Raw genomic sequence first — 19,071 nt, 5'->3', positions numbered from 1 at the left:
GCCAGCCAACGTGGTGTGACGCGGCCAACGTATCGCTATGCCAAACGACTGGTCACAGCTTCGTCGCCACCATGGACAACGTGTGTTGTCAGTCCTATCGTGAGTCGATGAGGTCAACGACGACCACTGCGCATCACACACCGACCCCGCTCGGGCCGGACTCGCTGACCTGGAAATACTTCGGCGACCTGCGAACCGGCATGCTCGGCGTGTGGATCGGGTCGCTGCAGAACATGTATCCGCAGCTGGGCGCCGGAGTGGAAGAACATTCGATCCTGCTGCGCGAGCCGCTTCAGCGGGTCGCGCGGTCGGTCTACCCGATCATGGGCGTGGTCTACGACGGCGAGCGCGCCCGGCAGACCGGTGAGCAGATCAAGGGTTTTCATCGCGGAATCAAGGGCGTCGACACCGCGGGCCGCCGCTACCACGCGCTGAATCCCGAGACGTTCTATTGGGCGCACGCCACGTTCTTCATGCTGATCCTCAAGGTCGCCGAATATTTCTGCGGCGGGCTGACCGAGGCCGAGAAGCGCCAGCTGTTCGACGAACACAAGCAGTGGTACGCGATGTACGGGATGAGCATGAAGCCGGTGCCCGAAACCTGGGAAGAGTTCTGCGATTACTGGGACCGGGTCTGCCGCGACGAGCTGGAGATCAACAAGGCGACGCTGGAGATCTTCGACATCCGCATCCCCAAGCCGAAGTTCGTGTTGATGCCGACGCCGGTGTGGGACCAGTTGTTCAAGCCGATGGTCGCCGGGCAACGCTGGATCGCCGCGGGCCTGTTCGACCCGGTGGTCCGGGAGAAAGCCGGGATGCGCTGGACGCCCGGTGACGAGGTGGCGCTGCGGCTGTTCGGCAAGGCCGTGGAGTTGGCGTTCTGGGCGGTGCCCGACGAGATCCGGCTGCACCCGCGCGCGTTGTCGGCCTACCGGCGGGCATCCGGCCAGCTGCCGACCGACGCCCCGCTGGTCGAGGCACCCGGTTTCGTGGCACCCCCCAAAGACCGCCGCGGGATGCCCATGCACTATGTCCCTCGACACAAGAGCCTCGTCGCCCGTGCGGGGTCGCTGGTCCACACGACGTTCTCACTCGCCGGTTTGCGGCCCGCCCGAGGACGTACCGCCGCCGCCTGAACCGGAGAACGCATGATCGAATGGTCCGACGTCGATATCGCCGTGCGCGACGCCGTCCGCGAGTTCGTCGACAAAGAGATTCGTCCTCATATCGACGAACTCGAGAGCGGCGACATGGAGCCGTACCCGATCGTCCGAAAGCTGTTCGCCACCTTCGGTATCGGCGATATGGCGCGCGAATCGCTGAGCAAGCGGCTGAACCGGATGCGGGAGGGCACCGATACCAAGCCCCGCGGGGGCGGCGGCATGTTCGGCGATGGCGGATCGGCCGGGATGGGATTCGTGCTGATCAGCGAGTTGTGTCGGGTCAGCATGGGCCTGGTCACCGGGATGGGCGTCAGCCTCGGGCTGACGGTGCCCACCATCCAGAGTCGCGGCACGCTGGCCCAGCAGGAACGTTGGCTGCCCGATCTAGTGACCTACGACAAGATCGGCGCATGGGCGATCACCGAACCGGATTCGGGGTCGGATGCGTTCGGCGGGATGAAGTCCTATGTCGTGCGCGATGGCGACGACTACATCCTCAACGGGCAGAAGACGTTCATCACCAACGGGCCCGACGCTGACGTCGTCGTGGTGTACGCCAAGTTGGACGAGGGTGATCCGGCTGGCACAGGGTCCTTGCGCGAGCGCTCGTCCGCCGACAAGCGCGACCGCAAGGTGTTGACGTTCGTGCTGGATCGCGGGATGGAGGGCTTCGTCCAGGCCAAGCCGTTCCGCAAGATGGGGATTCACAGTTCGCGCACCGGTGAGCTGTTCTTCAACAATGTGCGGCTGGGGCGCGACCGGCTGTTGGGCGAGACCGAGGAGAACAAGTCCGGGGACGGCCGCGACAGCGCCCGGTCGAGTTTCGCCGCCGAGCGGATCGGCGTGGTATCGATGGCCCTCGGGGTGATCGAGGAATGCCTGCGGCTGTGTACCGACTACGCCAAGACGCGCACGCTGTGGGGCAAGGAGATCGGCCAATTCCAGTTGATCCAGCTGAAGCTGGCCAACATGGAGGTGGCCCGGATGAACGTGCGCAACATGCTGTTCCGGGTGATCGAATACGGGCAGACGGGCACGCCGATCTCGCTGGCCGAGGCATCGGCGATGAAGTATTACTGCTCGCAGGCGGCCACCGATGTCGCCATGGAGGCGATCCAGCTGTTCGGCGGCAACGGTTACATGACCGAGTACCGCGTGGAACAGCTTGCGCGCGATGCGAAATCGTTGATGATCTACGCCGGCAGTAACGAGGTGCAGATCACGCACGTGGCCAAGGGATTGCTCGGGACGTGAGCATCGCGTCGCGAGCTCTCTCGACCATCAGGGTGGTGCACCAGGTGAACCGGCTAGCCGATCTGGATCGGCTCGCCCAGATCGGCTTGGAGAATCGCGCCCGCCCGCTGCATCGCGGCGTTGCCTGACCGCAGGAATTCGAGCGAGTGGTGCAGTTCGTTGGTATCGATGTCGCTGGTGGCCGCCACGCAGAAATGCATCGCCACGTCGTAGTCGGAGAGTGCGGCCTGCAACTCGGTCGCCAAGGACGGATCCGGCGGCGGCATATGGCCCTGCAGCCCGGCCACACCGTCGTGATACCTCGAGCAGGCCGCACTCAACAGTGCGTCGTCGTACACCTGCGCGGCCGACGCCACGTCATGGGCGGCGGACTGGATCGCATTGACGTGGTCTTGAACCTTGTTCCACCACGCCCGCATCGACTGCCGCAGTGGCGGAGCGGGCGGTTGAACAGTGCGGGTCCGGGTGATCGTCGACGGCGCGGCCGTGACGGTGTCGACCTGTGTGCTCGTGCTGACGCTTGTCTTGACCGGAAGGACACCCGTCGAGCCGCAGGCGGTCAGGGCGGCGGCGGCGATGCCCACCACCAGCATCCGCGCTGACAGCATGTGAACCTCCCGCTACCCGTTGCTGTCGGATCAGGCAAGCGTCGCCCCGCGTCGCCTGAATCCGGGAGGGTCAAAGGACCTCGATATGACCCCGAATTGTCGCCCGGGCCGACACCGGCGCTATTACTCGGGAGAGCTACCGGCTCGCTGGGCGCGCGCGCTCTGATACAGGCAGATCGCCGCGGCGGCAGCGACATTCAAACTCTCGGCGCCACCGGCCATCGGGATCGTGACTCGATGATCGGCCAAGCCGGCGATCTCCGGGGGCAAGCCCTGCGTCTCGGGGCCGAAGACCCAGGCGGTGGGCTGACCCAGCTCGGCGTCGTCCAGGCTCAACTCGCCGTCCAGCGTCGTGGCCAGCACCTGCAGGCCGGCGCCACGCAGCCCGGAGACCACCGCGACGGTGTCCGGTGCGACCACCACCGGCACCGCGAAGATACTGCCCGCCGACGCCCGCAGGCACTTGCCGTTGTACGGATCCACGCTGTGCCCGGCGAACACCACCGCCGCCGCGCCCATCGCATCGGCCAGCCGGATCAACGTCCCGGCGTTACCGGGCTCGGACAGATCGACGGCGACCACCACCAGCCGGGGCTCACCGGCCATAACCGCATCGAGATCGCCGTCGGGCATCGTGCACACGGCCACCAGACCCGACGGCGTCACCGTCTCCGACAGCGCCTTCGCCGCCTTCTCGGTCACCTCGTGCACCGGCAGGCCGGTCAACAACTCGGCGTGTCTGTGTGCGGCGGCCTCCGTGGCGAACACCTCGAGCACGAGTCCGCGCCGGGCCGCCGCCTCAACCAGATTCGGTCCCTCGGCCAGAAAGCGCCCAGCACGACGACGCCCGGTGTGGCGCTGCAGTTTGACCGCAGCCACCACCCGGGCGGATCGTTCAGTGAGTGCCGTTATCAGGCGGCTTCACCGGAAGGCGCGTTGACATCCTCCGGCAGTGCGGCCTTGGCGGCCTCGACCAGCGCGGTGAACGCGGCCGGGTCGCTGACGGCGATCTCGGCGAGGTTCTTGCGGTCGACCTCGATGCCGGCGGCCTTGAGGCCCTGGATCAGCCGGTTGTAGGTGATGTCGTTGGCGCGGGCCGCCGCGTTGATGCGGGAGATCCACAGCTTGCGGAACTCACCCTTGCGGGCACGACGGTCCCGGTAGGCGTAAGTCAGCGAATGCAGCTGCTGCTCTTTGGCTTTGCGGTAGAGCCTCGAGCGCTGGCCGCGGTAGCCCTTGGACGCCTTGAGTACTGTGCGCCGCTTCTTCTGGGCATTGAGTGCGCGCTTCACGCGTGCCATTGCGGTGTTCCTATTCTTGGTCGGTCAAAAGTTGAGGGGTTACGGCGCTTAGCCGTTCAGCATCGCGTTGACACGCTTGGTGTCGTTGGCCGACACGACGGTGCGGCCGTCCAAGCGGCGAGTCCGCTTGGTGGCCTTGTGCTCGAGCAGGTGGCGACGGTTCGCCTTCTGCCGCACGATCTTCCCGGTGCCGGTCTTGCGGAACCGCTTGGAAGCGCCGCTGTGAGTCTTTGCCTTGGGCATTGGTCCTCAGTTCTAGGTGGTCTCTGGGTTTTCAGTGGGCTGGGGTTCGGCCGGACGCCCCGCGGGGGTGTCGGCGTCGTGCGCCGCCTTGGCGCGGGTCTTCGCGCCGCGGTGGGGTGCCAGCACCATCGTCATGTTGCGGCCGTCCTGCTTGGCGGAGGTCTCGATGAAGCCGTAATCGGCGACATCGGCACCCAGCCGCTGCAGGAGTCGGAACCCGAGCTCCGGCCGCGACTGCTCGCGGCCGCGAAACATGATCGTGACCTTGACCTTGGACCCCGCCTCGAGGAAGCGGATCACGTGACCCTTTTTGGTCTCGTAGTCATGCGGGTCGATCTTGGGCCGGAGCTTCTGCTCCTTGACGACGGTCTGCTGCTGGTTCTTGCGGGACTCGCGCGCCTTCTGGGCTGTCTCGTACTTGAACTTGCCGTAGTCCATGATCTTGCAAACCGGCGGCTTGGCGTCGGGGGCTACTTCGACGAGGTCAAGATCGGCATCCGCGGCGACGCGAAGAGCGTCTTCGATGCGCACGATGCCTACCTGCTCCCCGCCGGGTCCGATCAGTCGGACCTCAGGTACGCGGATGCGCTCGTTGACACGGGTCTCAGTGCTGATGGGGCCTCCCTGGTTCGGTTTCCTCTTCGGACCACCGCGGAGCCACGAGGAAACAGCCGGGAGAAACCACGCCATCAGCGAGAAGGCCCTGCATGAAGCAGGGCCCGATGCCGACCGATCACGGCTGACGCCGCCTGCCAATCGGCAGGACAGATACCCTGAAGGCATCCGTGACCGGACCGCTCTACCTGCGGAAATATCCGTGGCGGGCGGTGGGAGTGGGACTCCACTTGCTGTCCCTGGCGTATGCCGGGACGGTCGTGCATGCCAGTCTAGCAGGCATGACGGACGATACCTCGCACACATCTGCCACGAGTGACCCGCGCGCCCGCGACCTGGCCGATATTCCCGCCGCCGAGGTGATCACCCGTGCCGCGGTGATGCTGATGAGCGCCGCCGCCGAGAAAATCGGACTATCCTCCCCCGATCCCGACACCAGCGACCATCGCGACCTCGATGAGGCCCGCCGCCTGATCACGGCGCTGGCCGGCCTGGTGACCGCGTCGGCGGAATACCTGGGCCCGCACGCCGGGCCGGTCCGAGACGGCTTGAAGAGTCTGCAGTTGGCCTTCCGGGAAGCCAGCGCCGCGCCCGACGAACCGGGCAGCGGTCCGGGCGAGAAATACACCGGCCCCGTCTGGTAGCGCGGCACAGACAACCGGTACGTCGAGGGAATATCCTCGCGGCCTATGACCGTCACGACGAGTCGGCGAACCTCACGGTTCCGCTGGATGCCCGCCGCAGCCGGCTGGATCATCGGCATCATCGCGACGCTGTCGCTGCTGTCGAGCGTGTCCACGATCGTGCGGCATCTCATCGGGATCCCCCGGGAGTTCATCAACGACTATCTCTTCAACTTCCCGGACACCAGCTTCGCCTGGGCCTTCGTCTTGGTCCTGCTGGCTGCCGCGCTCGCGGCCCGCAAGCGCATCGCCTGGTGGATTCTCGTCTTCTACATGGTCGCCGCGTCGGTATGGAACATCGCCGACCTGTTGTCCGGCACGGAATCGCCGGCCGAGGAAATCAGCGAGGTCATCGGCCTGGCCTTCCACGTCCTGGCGACCGGCGCGCTGCTACTGGCCTACAAGGAGTTCTGGGCCAGGGTCCGCCGTGGGGCGCTGCTCAAGGCGGCCGCAACCCTGGTAGCCGGCCTGGCCGTGGGCACGCTGATCGGCTGGGGCGTGCTCGAACTGTTCCCCGGCACCCTGGCCCGCGACGACCGATTCTGGTATGCCCTGAACCGGGTGAGCGCCTTCGCCGGCGCCGACGCCGACGCCTTCACCGGCCATCCGCATACCTTCGTCAACGCCCTGCTCGGCCTGTTCGGTGCGCTGGCATTGATGGTGGCCGCGATCGTGCTGTTCCAATCACAACGCGCCGAGAACGCGCTGACCGGCGAGGACGAGTCCGCCATCCGCGGCCTGCTGCAGATGTACGGGAAGAACGATTCACTGGGGTACTTCGCCACCCGCCGGGACAAGTCGGTGGTGTTCGCCGCCAACGCCCGCGCCGCGATCACCTACCGCGTCGAGGTCGGGGTGTGTCTGGCCAGCGGTGACCCGATCGGGGATCCGCGGACCTGGCAGCAGGCGATCTCCGCGTGGCTGTCGTTGTGCCAGGAGTACGGCTGGGCGCCGGGCGTGATGGGCGCCAGTTCGACCGGCGCCCAGGCATACCGTGAAGCCGGCCTCAACGCACTGCAACTCGGCGACGAGGCGATCCTCTACCCCGACCAGTTCCACCTGTCCGGCTCGGATATGCGTGCCGTCCGCCAGGCAGTCACTCGCGCGCGTCGTGCCGGATTGACGGTGCGGATGCGGCGGCATCGTGACTTCTCCCAAGAAGAGATGGCAGCGGTGATCGCACGCGCCGACGCCTGGCGTGACACCGAAACCGAACGCGGTTTCTCGATGGCACTGGGCCGCCTCGGCGACCGGGCCGACGGCGACTGCCTCCTGGTGGAGGCGGTCCACGGCGATCCCAGCTCGGACGACGTCGTGGCCATGCTCTCGCTGGTGCCGTGGGGGACCAACGGATTGTCGCTCGACCTGATGCGCCGCGCACCGCAGTCCCCCAACGGCACCATCGAGCTGATGGTCACCGAACTTCTGCAGAACGCCGAAGAAATCGGCGTCAGCCGTATTTCGCTCAATTTCGCGATGTTCCGCTCGGCTTTCGAGCACGGCGCCCAGCTCGGAGCGGGCCCGGTGGCACGGCTCTGGCGCGCCGTCCTGGTGTTCTTCTCCCGATGGTGGCAGCTGGAAACCCTCTACCGGTCCAACATGAAATACCAGCCGCACTGGGTGCCGCGCTACGCCTGCTATGAGGATGCCCGGCTGATTCCCCGCGTCGGCGTCGCATCCGTCATCGCCGAAGGCTTCCTGGTGCTGCCGTTCTCCCGGCGCGCCAAGCAACACACCGGCCACCACTCCGCCGTCCCCGAGAACCTGGCCGCCTCCGGGCGCCTGCACGCCGACGGCAGCGCGCCCGATCTCGACGAACCGATCGAAGCGAACGCCGAGCACGAGCAGCGACTTCCCGATCAGGTGCGGGTGCGGATGGCCAAGCTGAAAGCCTTGCAGTGCAACGGTGTAGACGCCTACCCGGTCGGTCAGCCACCCACCCACACCGTCGCCGGGGCGCTGACCGCCGACGATACCGTCACGCTGAGTGTGGCCGGTCGGATCCTGCGCACCCGCGACTACGGCGGCGTGGTGTTCGCCCAACTGCGGGACTGGTCCGGTGACGTCCAGCTGCTGCTGGACAAGTCCACCCTCGACGGCGTCACCGAGGACTTCGCCGCCGTGGACCTCGGCGATCTGGTCGAGGTGACCGGCCACATGGGCTACAGCAAGAACGGCACCCGCTCAGTGCTGGTCCAGCAGTGGCGAATGCTCGGAAAGTGCTTGCGTCCCTTGCCCGACAAGTGGAAGGGCCTGCAAGACCCGGAGGCACGGGTCCGGGCCCGCTACGTCGACCTCGCCATCAACCATGAGGCCCGCGGGCTGATCCGCGCCAGGAGCAACGTCCTGCGCTCGATCCGGGAGACCTTGTTCGCCAAGGGTTTTCTGGAGGTGGAGACGCCGATCCTGCAGCAGATCCACGGCGGCGCCAACGCCCGCCCGTTCAAGACCCACATCAACGCCTATGACCTCGACCTGTATCTGCGCATCGCCCCCGAGCTGTACCTGAAGCGGTTGTGCGTGGGTGGTGTCGAACGAGTCTTCGAGCTGGGCCGGGCATTCCGCAACGAGGGCGTCGACTTCAGCCACAACCCGGAGTTCACCCTGCTCGAGGCCTACCAGGCCCACGCCGACTACCGGGTCTGGATCGACGGCTGCCGCGAACTGATCCAGAACGCCGCAGTCGCCGCCAACGGCTCCGCGGTCATCATGCGTCCCCGCGACGGAGTCGCCGATCAGCTCGAGCCGGTGGACATCTCCGGAACCTGGACCGTCAAGACCGTGCACGACGCTGTCTCCGAGGCACTGGGCGAACAGATCGATGCGCAGACGGAGCTGGCGGTGTTGCGCCGGTTGTGCGATGCGGCGCGGGTGCCCTACCTGACCCACTGGGATCCCGGTGCGGTGGTCCTGGAACTCTACGAGCGCCTTGTGGAGGACCGCACCGAGGCACCGACCTTCTACACCGACTTCCCGACGTCGGTGTCGCCGCTGACCCGCCCGCATCGCAGCAGGCCCGGTGTCGCCGAGCGCTGGGACCTGGTCGCATGGGGGGTCGAGCTGGGCACCGCCTACAGCGAATTGACCGACCCGGTCGAGCAGCGCCGGCGCCTGCAGGAGCAGTCCCTGCTGGCCGCCGACGGCGATCCCGAGGCGATGGAACTGGACGAGGATTTCCTGCAGGCGATGGAGTACGCCATGCCGCCCACCGGAGGACTGGGGGTCGGTGTCGACCGGGTGGTCATGCTGATCACCGGGCGCAGCATCCGGGAGACCCTGCCCTTCCCGCTGGCCAAACCGCGCTAGCCACCCGGTCAACTCACAGCCACCAGCAAGGAAATGTGGTCACGATAAGAGCGTGACACCGGCTGATCTCCAACAGATTTCGCTGATGCACGGGTGGCTGCCGTTGACGGTCCAGATCGTGACCGGGCTCGTTCTGCTGACCGCTGTCGGCTGGCGCACGCTTCGCTGGCGGCTGCTGTGGCTGCCGCTCGCCGCTGTCGTCGGCATCGCGGCGGCCGGGTACACCTGGTGGAGCATCTCCGATGACGGCCTGGCCGGCGAGCCGGCCCCGGATCTGCTGTGGGCCTGGATCGCGGTGACAGGCCTGGCCGTGGTGGTGGCGATTGCCGGTTGGCGCGGCGCCCGCTGGTGGCGGCGGGGACTGACGGTGCTCGCGGTGCCGCTGTGCGCGTTGTCGACGGCGCTGATGCTCAACCTGTGGGTGGGTTATCTGCCCACCGTGCAGACCGCCTGGAATCAGCTGACCGCGGGCCCGCTGCCCGATCAGACCGACCGCGCCGCCGTCACCCAGATGGTGGTCCGGCACACGATCCCGGCCACCGGCTCGGTGGTGCCGGTGACCATCGGCTCGGAGGCCTCACACTTCGCGCATCGTGGCGAACTCGTCTATCTGCCCCCGGCGTACTTCGCCACCAACCCGCCGCCCAGGCTGCCCACGGTGATGATGATCGGCGGCGAATTCAACACTCCCGCCGACTGGCTGCGGGCGGGCAACGCGATCAAGACGATTGACGACTTCGCCGCCGCACACCAGGGCAACGCCCCGGTATTCGTGTTCGTCGACTCCGGCGGCACATTCAACAACGACACCGAATGCGTCAACGGGCCCAGGGGCAACTCCGCCGATCATCTGACCAAAGACGTTGTGCCATTCATGATCTCGAACTTCGGCGTCAGCGCAGACCCAGCGAACTGGGGTGTCGTCGGCTGGTCGATGGGCGGGACCTGCGCGGTCGGCCTCACCACCATGCATCCCGACATGTTCAGCACCTTCGAGGACATCGCCGGTGATTTCGCGCCCAACTCCGGCACCAGAACCCAGACGATATCCCGACTGTTCGGCGGCGACGCGCTGGCCTATGCGAACTTCGAGCCCGCCTCGGCCATGAGCAGACATGGCCGCTATCAAGGCGTTTCCGGGTGGTTCGCGGTTTCGGGCAATCCGGCGTCCCAACGCACGCCCCCCAAGGCGGCCCCGGACCCGGGTGACCCGACCGGAGCCGCCGACGCCCTGTGCGGGCTGGGTAGCGCCAACGGCATCGACTGCGCCGTGATCGCCCAGCCGGGCAAGCATGACTGGCCGTTCGCGGCGCGCGCCTTCGCCGCCGCGCTGCCGTGGCTGGCCGGCCGGCTCCGGACCCCGGACGTCGCACCGGTCCCCCTGCCGGGCCCGCCGGTGCCCCCGCCGGGCCCGGTCACGATCGCGGCCGCGGGGCGCCCGCCGGGAGTACGGTGAGTTTCATGCCCGACGAACCCGTCACCGAACCCCCGCCGGATCCCGGCTACAGCGACACCGGGGTGCCCACGTTCGAATCGGTGCAGGAGAAGATCGAAACACGGTACGGAACGGCTCTCGGCTCAGCCGAATTGGCCGCCGAAACCCCCGAGGGCCGCACTGTCGAAGAGCAGTACGAGGCCCGGCAGAAGGCCGCGGCCGAGCGGCTGGACGAGATCCGCGCCTCGATGCACAAGCCGGATCAGTCCTGACCGACGAGATCGCCAACACCGTTGTGTAGTGCGCGTCGATCACGACCGTGATGTCGATCTCGCAGCATCGGGCGGCCCACCCGTCAGGCGCTCACCTTGCGCCGCCGCGTCGTCCGCTTGGGCGCGGGCGCGGCCAGCACGCCGGAGAGGAACTTGCCGGTGTAGCTCTCCGGCACCGAGGCGACCTCCTCGGGAGGACCCTGCGCGACGACCGTCCCGCCGCCCGAACCACCCTCGGGCCCCATGTCGACGATCCAGTCGGAGGTCTTGATGACATCCAGGTTGTGTTCGATGACGATCACCGAATTACCTTTGTCCACCAAGCCGTTGATGACCTTGAGCAGCTTGCGGATGTCTTCGAAGTGCAGGCCCGTGGTGGGCTCGTCGAGGATGTAGACGGTGCGGCCGGTCGAGCGCTTCTGCAGTTCGGCGGCCAGCTTGACGCGCTGCGCCTCACCGCCGGACAGCGTGGGCGCCGGCTGCCCCAGCCGCACATACCCCAGCCCGACGTCGACGAGAGTCCGCAGATAGCGGTGGATTCCGCTGATCGGCTCGAAGAATTCCGCGGCATCCTCGATCGAGAGGTCGAGCACCTCGGAGATGGTCTTGCCCTTGTAGTGCACCTCGAGGGTTTCGCGGTTGTAGCGGGCACCGTGGCACACCTCGCACGGTACGTACACGTCGGGCAGGAAGTTCATCTCGATCTTGATGGTGCCGTCACCCGAACAGGCCTCGCAGCGGCCGCCTTTGACATTGAACGAGAACCGGCCCGGCTGATAGCCGCGAACCTTGGCCTCGGTGGTGGCCGCGAACAGGGTTCGGATCTTGTCGAACACCCCGGTGTAGGTGGCCGGGTTGGAGCGCGGCGTGCGCCCGATCGGGGACTGGTCGACGCGCACCAGCTTGTCGACGTGTTCGAGTCCGTTGATCCGGGTGTGCCGGCCCGGGACCTGGCGCGCACCGTTGAGCTTGTTGGCCAGCACCGAGGCCAGGATGTCATTGACCAGGGTGGACTTGCCCGAACCGGACACCCCGGTCACCGAGGTCAGCACACCCAGCGGGAACGCGACGTCGATATCGCGCAGATTGTGTTCCCGCGCACCGATCACGGTGAGTTGCTTGCGGCGGTCGATCGGCCGGCGGATCGCCGGCACGTCGATGCTCTGCTTGCCCGACAGGTAGGCCCCGGTAATGGAGTTCGGATTGCGCAGCAGTTCGGCATACGGCCCGCTGTGCACCACCTGGCCACCGTGCTCACCGGCCGCCGGACCGATGTCGACGACCCAGTCCGAGTGCGCGATGGTGTCCTCGTCGTGCTCGACGACGATCAGCGTGTTACCCAGATCCCTAAGCCGCGTAAGGGTTTCGATGAGCCGACGATTGTCGCGCTGATGCAGCCCGATCGACGGTTCGTCGAGCACGTACAGCACACCGACCAGACCCGAGCCGATCTGGGTGGCCAGCCGGATGCGCTGGGCCTCACCGCCGGACAGCGTGCCCGCCGCGCGGGACAGCGACAGATAGTCCAGTCCGACGTCCAGCAGGAAGCCCAGCCGGGACTGCACCTCCTTGAGCACCTGCCCGGCGATGGCCGCCTCGCGGGTGCCGAGGGTGAGGTCGTTGAGGAATTTAGAGCAGTCGGCAATGGACAGCTCGGACACCTCGGCGATCGACTTCGCACCGTGCACCCCCGCCGCCAGCGTCACCGCGAGGATCTCCGGCTTCAACCGGGTACCGTCGCACTCCGGGCACGGCACGTCGCGCATGAACCCGTCGTAGCGTTCCTTCATCTGCTCGGATTCGGTCTGCTCCATGCGTCGGTGCAGGAACGCCATCACGCCTTCGAACTCGGCATAGTACGAACGCGTCCGGCCGTAGCGGTTCTTGTAGCGGACGTGGACCTGTTCGTCGCAGCCTTCCAGAATCGCCTTGCGTGCCTTGGCCGGAAGCTTGCGCCAGGGGGTGTCGACGTCGAAGCCCATGGCCTCGCCCAGTCCCGACATCATCCGGGTGAAGTACTCGGCGGTGTGGCCCATGGCCCACGGTGCCACCGCACCTTCGGCCAGCGTCAGGTCGGGATCGGGCACCACCAGGTCCGGGTCGACCTCTTTACGGATGCCCAGGCCGCTGCACTCCGGGCAGGCGCCGTAGGGCGAGTTGAACGAGAAGGACCGCGGCTCTAAGTCGTCGACGGCCAGCGGATGGCCGTTCGGGCAGGCCAGCTTCTCGGAGAACCGCTGCTCTCTGGGATCACCGTGCGGGTCATTTTCCTCGCGGTCGACGAACTCCAGCACCACGATCCCGTCGGCCAGGTTCAGCGCAGTCTCGACCGAGTCGGTGAGCCGCTGCTTGGCGCTGGCCTTGACCGTCAGCCGGTCGATCACCACCTCGATGTCGTGCTTCTCCTGCTTCTTCAGCTTCGGCGGGTCGGTGAGCGGATGCACCACGCCGTCCACCCGGACCCGGCTGTACCCCTGGCTGTTGAGCTTGTCGAAGAGGTCGACGAACTCCCCCTTGCGGGTCCGCACCACCGGGGCCAGCACCTGGAAGCGCAGACCCTCGTCCATGGCCAGCACCTGGTCGACGATCTGCTGCGGGGTCTGCCGGGCGATCCGCTCGCCGCACACCGGGCAGTGCGGGGTGCCGGCCCGGGCGTAGAGCAGGCGCAGGTAGTCGTAGACCTCGGTAATGGTGCCGACCGTCGAGCGCGGGTTGCGGTTGGTGGACTTCTGGTCGATCGAGACAGCGGGCGACAACCCCTCGATGAAGTCCACATCCGGCTTGTCCATCTGGCCGAGGAACTGCCGGGCGTAGGCCGACAACGATTCGACGTAACGGCGCTGCCCCTCGGCGAAGATCGTGTCGAACGCCAGCGAGGACTTGCCCGAGCCGGACAATCCCGTGAACACGATCAGACTGTCGCGGGGCAGGTCCAGGTCGATGCTGCGCAAGTTGTGCTCGCGCGCCCCCTTGACGATCAGCCGGTCAGCCACCAGCTCCCCTTCCTGCGGGTTTGTGGGCACGACGAAGCCGCCGAGAGGACTTCCCATCTCGTACGCGGCTCATTGATCCCCATGCTATGTCGCCCCACCGACAAGTAACGTGGCGACCATGACAGTCGTCGACGACACCTACACCGGACACGTCGAACCGCGGGCCGCCGCCCGCCGGACCCTGCCCGGCGCCACCATCATCAAGATGTCGGTCGGCCCGATGGACAACAACACCTACCTGGTGACGTGTTCGGCCACCGGTGAGAGCCTGTTGATCGACGCCGCCAACGACCGGGAACTACTCGTCGACCTGGTGCGTGAACAGGCCCCGAAATTGACCCTCATCGTGACCAGTCACCAGCACTTCGACCACTGGCAGGCGTTGGAGGCCCTCGCCGAGGCCACCGGGGTCCCGACCGCGGCCCACCAGCTCGACGCCGAGCCGCTGCCGGTCAAGCCCGACCGGTTCCTGGCCGACGGAGACACCATCACCGTCGGCGATCTGGTCTTCGATGTGATCCACTTGCGCGGCCACACCCCCGGCTCGGTGGCGCTGGCGCTGCGGCCCACCGCCGAGCGGACCGCCACCCATCTGTTCACCGGTGACTGCCTGTTCCCGGGCGGGGTCGGAAAAACCTGGGAACCAGGCGCGTTCGAGCAACTGCTCGGCGACGTCAACAGCAAGGTGTTCGGACACTACGGGGACGACACCGTCGTCTATCCCGGGCATGGCGACGACACCAACCTCGGCGCAGAACGCCCGCATCTCGCGGAATGGCGGGAGCGCGGCTGGTAGGCCTGCGCCGCCGTCCGGCTCGCGACCGACGACGACCCGGTCACCACGTCTTTGCGCTGACCGGCAAAACCGCCACTGCCGCAACGGAACTCATCGTCCGAACCTGGCCGGGCTCTCCGTCGCGCACCGGTCGCCGAGACCGAAGCCTAAATCGCCGGGTCTACGCGTGCTCTAGATCCAGCCGCGCCGCTTGAAGGCGATGTAGAGCAGTCCCGACGTCACGATGATGATCAGGGCGCTCGCCACCACCCCGGCCGCCTGCGAGAACCCCGGATAGGGCACGTTTTGGCCGTACCAGCCCGTCACCGCGGTCGGCACGGCGATGATGGCGGCCCAGCCGGTCAGCTTCTTCATGATCGTGTTGAGCCGCGCGTCCTGCAGCGACAGATTCGTCTCGAACACCGTGGTGATCATGTCGCGCAGCGACTCCGTCCATTCCGCCGCGCGGATGACGTGGTCGTAGAGATCGGAGTACCAGCTGTCGAGTTCGACGCTGTCGGAGCGTTCGGCGCGCCGGCGCATGATCGTATTGATCACCTCGCGCATGGGCAGCACGACGCGGCGCAACTCGACGAGTTCCTTGCGTAGACGATAGGTGGAGCGCTGGATCGTGCGGGTATGCGCACGATCGTCGAACAGACCGTCTTCGAGTGCCTCGATCGCGTCGTCGATGAGCTGGATGGTGTCGAACTGAGCGTCGACGATCACATCCAGCAGGCCATGTAACAGTGCGGGTGGACCCATCCGCAGCAGATCGGCATTCTCGTCCCATCGGCGAACCACCTCGTCGATGTCGAAAACCGGTCGCTGCGGGTCGATTTCGTGCCTGACCGTGACGACCCCGGCGTGCAGCACGAAGATCGACACCCGACTCAGGAGCAACCGCGACTCGAGATCATTGGCCAGCGGCGGGGCCAGCGCTGTCGCGTACACGGTCAGAAACGTGTGCGACGTATAGCGAGTCGCCTTGGTGCGTTCGGCGTGTGCGATGGTGTCTTCGACGGCATGTTCGTCGAAGCCGAGTTCGTCGGCCAGTTGACGCAGCACCTCGTGGTCCGGATTGCACATGTCGACCCAGACCAGTGCCCCGTCCTCGGTGAGGTGCTCGGAGACCTCCTGGAGGGGGAAGTCCTCCGTCTTGAGTTCGCCATCGACCCACAGTCGGGTTCGGCAGTGGGTCATCAGCCCAGTCTGCAGCAGTCCCGGCGGAAGCGGGCTAACCGGTGGTGTGCACGATCAGCACGTCGGTCTTGGACCGGCGCGCGACATTGGCCGGCACCGAGCCCAGCAGGCGGCCCGCAATGGTGCTCAGACCGACGTTGCCGACGACAAGCAGATCGGCGCCGACTTCTTCGGCCAACTCCACCAAGGCGTCGACCGGGGCCCCCACGACCGCGCGTTCTTCGACGTCGACGGCACCGGCAGCCTTGGCACGGTCGCGCGCCTCGCGCAGGATCGCGTAGATGGGGGCGTTGCCCGCCATCTTGTAGCCCTCGTCCTTGAGCAGGTCGGCCGCGCGGGTGTCCTCGGCGGCGGGGAAGTAGGCGGTCGCCACGATGACCTTGGAATCAGGGGCGGAGGCGAGATAGCCCGCCCGGTCGACTGCACGCAGCGAGGAATCCGAGCCGTCCGTGCCGACGACCACGGTCTTGTAACCGCCCATTCGTACCCTCCAGTCTCCAAAATCAACGCCGCTTCGAACACTAACGCCTCGACACCACACAAGGGTGCGATTCACGCCACGCGGCAATTCCACAACGCCGCGCGATGCCACCCTACCGGGCAGAATGCCGCTTCCGGTCGTTGCGTGAGCCGTGCGACAGCAACCGCATTTGCAAATCCGCATCGCACCGGATTCGCGATTGTCGGGGCTACCACACTTCAATGATGACCAAAGCCCGGAATTGGAAACGCCGCGAATTCACCAAGTGCGGGATCGTCGATGCGCCGGGCGGTCTGGTGAACTGCGGGTTACCGTTTTGCTCACCGATCGACAGGGGTACAGGACACCGCACGTGAGCATCACCCTTCGGCCCGAACCAGTCACCGGCGAACAGGACCGCCCGGCCGGCTCCGCGCGGCCGGGCGACGCCATCTGGGTGGCCGTGTTCGCGACGCTCTTCAGCGCGGCGGGCGCGGCTCGACCCTCGCTGTGGTTCGACGAGGCCGCCACGATCTCGGCCGCAACCCGTCCAGTGCCCGCCTTATGGCGCATGCTCGGCAACATCGACGCCGTTCACGGCTTGTACTACCTGGCTATGCACGGGTGGTTCACCGTGTTCCCCGCCACCGAGTTCTGGTCGCGGGTGTCGAGCTCGTTGACCGTCGGCCTCGCGGCCGCCGGTGTGGTGGTGCTGGGACAGCAGTTGTCCACCCGCTCGGTCGCGGTGAGTGCGGGTGTGGTGTTCGCGCTCCTTCCCCGGGTGACGTGGGCCGGCATCGAGACGCGGTCGTACGCGCTGACGATGGTCACCGGGGTCTGGCTCACGGTGCTGGTCTTGGTTGCGATGCGCCGCGGCCGGCCGCAATGGTGGCTGGTCTATTCGGTGCTGATGCTCACCGCCACCATGCTGAATGTCTTTTCGGTTCTCCTGCTTCCCGTGCACGCCGTGATGGTGGCGATCCTGGCCGGTTCGCGACGGGTCCGGTGGCATTGGACGGTGAGCGCGGTGGCAGTCTGTGCGGTCGCCGCCCCGTTCCTGGTGTTCAGCCAAACCCAGCTGTACCAGATCAACTGGATTTCGCCGCTGGGCTGGCGAACGGTCGGAATGATCCTGCAGGAGCAGTACTTTGACCACTCTGTTCTGGTCGCGGTATTGAGTGGACTGCTGGTCACCGCGGCCGCGCTGTCGTGGTCGCGGGCCGGGCAGCGATCCCGGCGGTTGGTCACGATCAGCCTGGCGTGGATGGCCATCCCCACCGTGGTCCTGCTGGCCTACTCGATGCTGCGACATCCGATCTACTATCCGCGATACCTGTCCTTCACCACCCCGGCAGCCGCGCTGTTCATCGGACTGTGCATCGTCGCGGTCGGCCGATCGCGGGCCGGGATCACCATCCTGCTCACGGTTTTCGCGCTTGCGGCCACACCGAACTATCTGGCCCAGCGCGGTCCCTATGCCAAGGAAGGCATGGACTACAGTCAGGTCGCCGATGTCGTCACCCGGTACGCCGCGCCCGGCGACTGCCTGGTGATGGACAACTCGACCACGTGGAAGCCCGGACCGATCCGGCCGTTGTTGGCGGCCCGGCCAGCCGCCTTCGCCAAACTGCACGACTATGGCCGCGGCCGCTCGGCGATACAGCGAAACTGGCTGTGGGACACCCATATTGCCGTCTGGGCGTGGGCTGACAAGATGCCCGGCTGCCCGGCGATCTGGACGGTGTCCGAACGCGACCCGACGCTCCCCGACCACGAGCAGGGCTCGGCGCTTCGCCCTGGCCCCCGGCTTGGCCGGGCGATGGCCTACCAGGTACCCAGCCGTTTCGGGTTCCGGGTCGTCGAACGCTGGCAGTTCAATTTCGCCCAGGTCGTCAAGTCGATCCGCTAGCGCGACAACGGCCCACGCCGGGCACGGTAGTCCGTAGGTTCTAGTTGCCGAACCACCGGTTCGCGGGAGGCAGTTCCGTACCGAGCAGCGCGCCTGCCGGAGCCCCCGATTCGGTCCCCGTCTTGGTCGCCGACCACCCGGTGCCCACGCACAGCAGGTCGCGCGGCGTCGAGATCGTCGACGGTAGCGGGATACCGAACCCGGGGATGCCGGGGATCGTCACCTGCGGTGGCGAGAGCAGCGTGGCCACCCCTTGAGCCATCGCCGGGAACAACTCCGCCGGCGGGGTCGGCAGGGTACCGGCGGCGTCCGAGATCGGCGCCGACGGGATCAGGCTGCCCAAGCCACCCGGTGAGGGCCCGATGTAGGAGCCGGGACCACCCGGCAGGACCCTCGGCGGGGTGGGCGGAATGGCCGCCCGGTTACCGCCCGGCGTGCCCGGCGTCGCCGCGGGCGGAGTCGGCAGGCCATCGCCGCCACCACCGCCCGGAACGCCGGGTACCGCCGCGGGCGGGGTGCCTGGAGTAACCACATTGTTGGTGAACGGCGTTCCGGGAATCGCGGCCGGCGGAGTCGGCAGGCCACCGGCACCACCACCGCCGGGACCACCGGGCACCACAGCGGGAGGAGTCGGAACCCCGCCACCGCCACCACCACCGGGACCACCAGGCACCACAGCGGGAGGAGTCGGAACCCCGCCACCGCCACCACCACCCGGTCCACCGGGCACCACAGCGGGAGGAGTCGGAACCCCGCCACCGCCACCACCACCGGGACCACCCGGCACGGCGGCCGGCGGGGTCGGCACCCCGCCACCGGCGGCGTCAGCGGCCGCGGCGGGCACGGCCGCC

At 67.1% G+C, this 19,071-nt stretch carries 16 protein-coding genes and 1 pseudogene; 8 read left to right on the top strand and 9 right to left on the bottom strand.

All coding sequences use genetic code 11. The annotated features are described in order from the left end of the window. Positions 1 to 107 precede the first annotated feature (107 nt). Positions 108 to 1,136: an oxygenase MpaB family protein gene (locus ORI27_RS28055; RefSeq protein ID WP_266000397.1), complete on the top strand. Its 1,029-nt coding sequence runs from the start codon at positions 108 to 110 to the stop codon at positions 1,134 to 1,136. A gap of 12 nt (positions 1,137 to 1,148) precedes the next feature. Then, on the top strand, positions 1,149 to 2,417 hold the full coding sequence (locus tag ORI27_RS28050; RefSeq protein WP_266000396.1) for an acyl-CoA dehydrogenase family protein: 1,269 nt from the start codon (positions 1,149 to 1,151) through the stop codon (positions 2,415 to 2,417). Between the two features lie 53 nt (positions 2,418 to 2,470). Here ORI27_RS28050 and ORI27_RS28045 read toward each other — a convergent pair whose 3' ends face one another. The 5 genes from ORI27_RS28045 to infC form a co-directional block, all read right to left on the bottom strand. Next, the gene (locus tag ORI27_RS28045) at positions 2,471 to 3,025 is read right to left on the bottom strand and encodes a hypothetical protein (protein WP_266000395.1); all 555 of its coding nucleotides are present in this window, start codon (positions 3,023 to 3,025) and stop codon (positions 2,471 to 2,473) included. Between the two features lie 123 nt (positions 3,026 to 3,148). Beyond that, complete coding sequence (locus ORI27_RS28040; RefSeq protein ID WP_266000426.1) at positions 3,149 to 3,937, bottom strand: TrmH family RNA methyltransferase; 789 nt, start codon at positions 3,935 to 3,937, stop codon at positions 3,149 to 3,151. Then, positions 3,937 to 4,326 carry a 50S ribosomal protein L20 gene (gene rplT, locus ORI27_RS28035; RefSeq protein ID WP_005149096.1) on the bottom strand — a complete coding sequence of 130 codons (390 nt, stop codon included), beginning with the start codon at positions 4,324 to 4,326 and terminating at the stop codon, positions 3,937 to 3,939. The genes ORI27_RS28040 and rplT overlap by 1 nt, the downstream gene beginning before the upstream one ends. Positions 4,327 to 4,374: 48 nt before the next feature. Continuing rightward, positions 4,375 to 4,569, bottom strand: coding sequence for a 50S ribosomal protein L35 (gene rpmI / locus ORI27_RS28030; RefSeq protein WP_005149094.1), 195 nt, complete (start codon positions 4,567 to 4,569; stop codon positions 4,375 to 4,377). A 12-nt stretch (positions 4,570 to 4,581) separates the two neighbouring features. Next, the gene (gene infC, locus ORI27_RS28025; RefSeq protein WP_266000425.1) at positions 4,582 to 5,184 is read right to left on the bottom strand and encodes a translation initiation factor IF-3; all 603 of its coding nucleotides are present in this window, start codon (positions 5,182 to 5,184) and stop codon (positions 4,582 to 4,584) included. A gap of 281 nt (positions 5,185 to 5,465) precedes the next feature. On the opposite strand from infC, the gene ORI27_RS28020 reads away from it, so the two are divergent. The 4 genes from ORI27_RS28020 (at position 5,466) to ORI27_RS28005 (ending at position 10,880) form a co-directional block, all read left to right on the top strand. After that, on the top strand, positions 5,466 to 5,828 hold the full coding sequence (locus ORI27_RS28020) for a DUF1844 domain-containing protein (protein WP_266000394.1): 363 nt from the start codon (positions 5,466 to 5,468) through the stop codon (positions 5,826 to 5,828). 45 nt (positions 5,829 to 5,873) lie between these two features. Then, complete coding sequence (lysX, locus tag ORI27_RS28015; RefSeq protein ID WP_266000393.1) at positions 5,874 to 9,173, top strand: bifunctional lysylphosphatidylglycerol synthetase/lysine--tRNA ligase LysX; 3,300 nt, start codon at positions 5,874 to 5,876, stop codon at positions 9,171 to 9,173. A gap of 85 nt (positions 9,174 to 9,258) precedes the next feature. Next, positions 9,259 to 10,629: an alpha/beta hydrolase gene (locus ORI27_RS28010; protein ID WP_266000424.1), complete on the top strand. Its 1,371-nt coding sequence runs from the start codon at positions 9,259 to 9,261 to the stop codon at positions 10,627 to 10,629. Between the two features lie 5 nt (positions 10,630 to 10,634). Continuing rightward, the gene (locus tag ORI27_RS28005) at positions 10,635 to 10,880 is read left to right on the top strand and encodes a PspA/IM30 family protein (protein ID WP_266000392.1); all 246 of its coding nucleotides are present in this window, start codon (positions 10,635 to 10,637) and stop codon (positions 10,878 to 10,880) included. Between the two features lie 83 nt (positions 10,881 to 10,963). Here ORI27_RS28005 and uvrA read toward each other — a convergent pair whose 3' ends face one another. Then, positions 10,964 to 13,873, bottom strand: coding sequence for an excinuclease ABC subunit UvrA (gene uvrA / locus ORI27_RS28000; RefSeq protein WP_266000423.1), 2,910 nt, complete (start codon positions 13,871 to 13,873; stop codon positions 10,964 to 10,966). A gap of 118 nt (positions 13,874 to 13,991) precedes the next feature. Between uvrA and ORI27_RS27995 the strand changes: the two genes are divergently transcribed. Then, entirely contained in the window at positions 13,992 to 14,669 is a 678-nt protein-coding gene (locus ORI27_RS27995; protein ID WP_266000391.1) for an MBL fold metallo-hydrolase, read from the top strand. 171 nt (positions 14,670 to 14,840) lie between these two features. Here ORI27_RS27995 and ORI27_RS27990 read toward each other — a convergent pair whose 3' ends face one another. Both ORI27_RS27990 and ORI27_RS27985 read right to left on the bottom strand, forming a co-directional pair. Next, on the bottom strand, positions 14,841 to 15,851 hold the full coding sequence (locus ORI27_RS27990) for a magnesium transporter CorA family protein (protein ID WP_266000390.1): 1,011 nt from the start codon (positions 15,849 to 15,851) through the stop codon (positions 14,841 to 14,843). A 34-nt stretch (positions 15,852 to 15,885) separates the two neighbouring features. Then, positions 15,886 to 16,332: a universal stress protein gene (locus ORI27_RS27985; RefSeq protein ID WP_266000389.1), complete on the bottom strand. Its 447-nt coding sequence runs from the start codon at positions 16,330 to 16,332 to the stop codon at positions 15,886 to 15,888. 352 nt (positions 16,333 to 16,684) lie between these two features. On the opposite strand from ORI27_RS27985, the gene ORI27_RS27980 reads away from it, so the two are divergent. After that, positions 16,685 to 18,220 (top strand): glycosyltransferase family 39 protein, encoded by a 1,536-nt coding sequence (locus tag ORI27_RS27980; protein WP_266000388.1) that lies wholly within the window; start codon positions 16,685 to 16,687, stop codon positions 18,218 to 18,220. 40 nt (positions 18,221 to 18,260) lie between these two features. Here the strand turns inward: ORI27_RS27980 and ORI27_RS27975 are convergent. Continuing rightward, a pseudogene (locus ORI27_RS27975) lies at positions 18,261 to 19,071 on the bottom strand (hypothetical protein); the annotation flags it as partial.

The organism is Mycobacterium pinniadriaticum (assembly GCF_026242045.1).
GTDB lineage: Bacteria > Actinomycetota > Actinomycetes > Mycobacteriales > Mycobacteriaceae > Mycobacterium > Mycobacterium pinniadriaticum.
The sequence above is the reverse complement of the archived record's forward strand: the minus strand, read 5'-3'. Positions and strand labels throughout refer to the sequence as shown.

Coding starts and splice junctions, on each gene's coding strand:
- ORI27_RS28055 (WP_266000397.1), top strand. CDS start 108: ATGAGGTCAACGACGACCACTGCGCATCACACACCGACCCCGCTCGGG.
- ORI27_RS28050 (WP_266000396.1), top strand. CDS start 1,149: ATGATCGAATGGTCCGACGTCGATATCGCCGTGCGCGACGCCGTCCGC.
- ORI27_RS28045 (WP_266000395.1), bottom strand. CDS start 3,025: ATGCTGTCAGCGCGGATGCTGGTGGTGGGCATCGCCGCCGCCGCCCTG.
- rplT (WP_005149096.1), bottom strand. CDS start 4,326: ATGGCACGCGTGAAGCGCGCACTCAATGCCCAGAAGAAGCGGCGCACA.
- rpmI (WP_005149094.1), bottom strand. CDS start 4,569: ATGCCCAAGGCAAAGACTCACAGCGGCGCTTCCAAGCGGTTCCGCAAG.
- ORI27_RS28020 (WP_266000394.1), top strand. CDS start 5,466: ATGACGGACGATACCTCGCACACATCTGCCACGAGTGACCCGCGCGCC.
- lysX (WP_266000393.1), top strand. CDS start 5,874: ATGACCGTCACGACGAGTCGGCGAACCTCACGGTTCCGCTGGATGCCC.
- ORI27_RS28010 (WP_266000424.1), top strand. CDS start 9,259: ATGCACGGGTGGCTGCCGTTGACGGTCCAGATCGTGACCGGGCTCGTT.
- ORI27_RS28005 (WP_266000392.1), top strand. CDS start 10,635: ATGCCCGACGAACCCGTCACCGAACCCCCGCCGGATCCCGGCTACAGC.
- ORI27_RS27995 (WP_266000391.1), top strand. CDS start 13,992: ATGACAGTCGTCGACGACACCTACACCGGACACGTCGAACCGCGGGCC.
- ORI27_RS27990 (WP_266000390.1), bottom strand. CDS start 15,851: ATGACCCACTGCCGAACCCGACTGTGGGTCGATGGCGAACTCAAGACG.
- ORI27_RS27985 (WP_266000389.1), bottom strand. CDS start 16,332: ATGGGCGGTTACAAGACCGTGGTCGTCGGCACGGACGGCTCGGATTCC.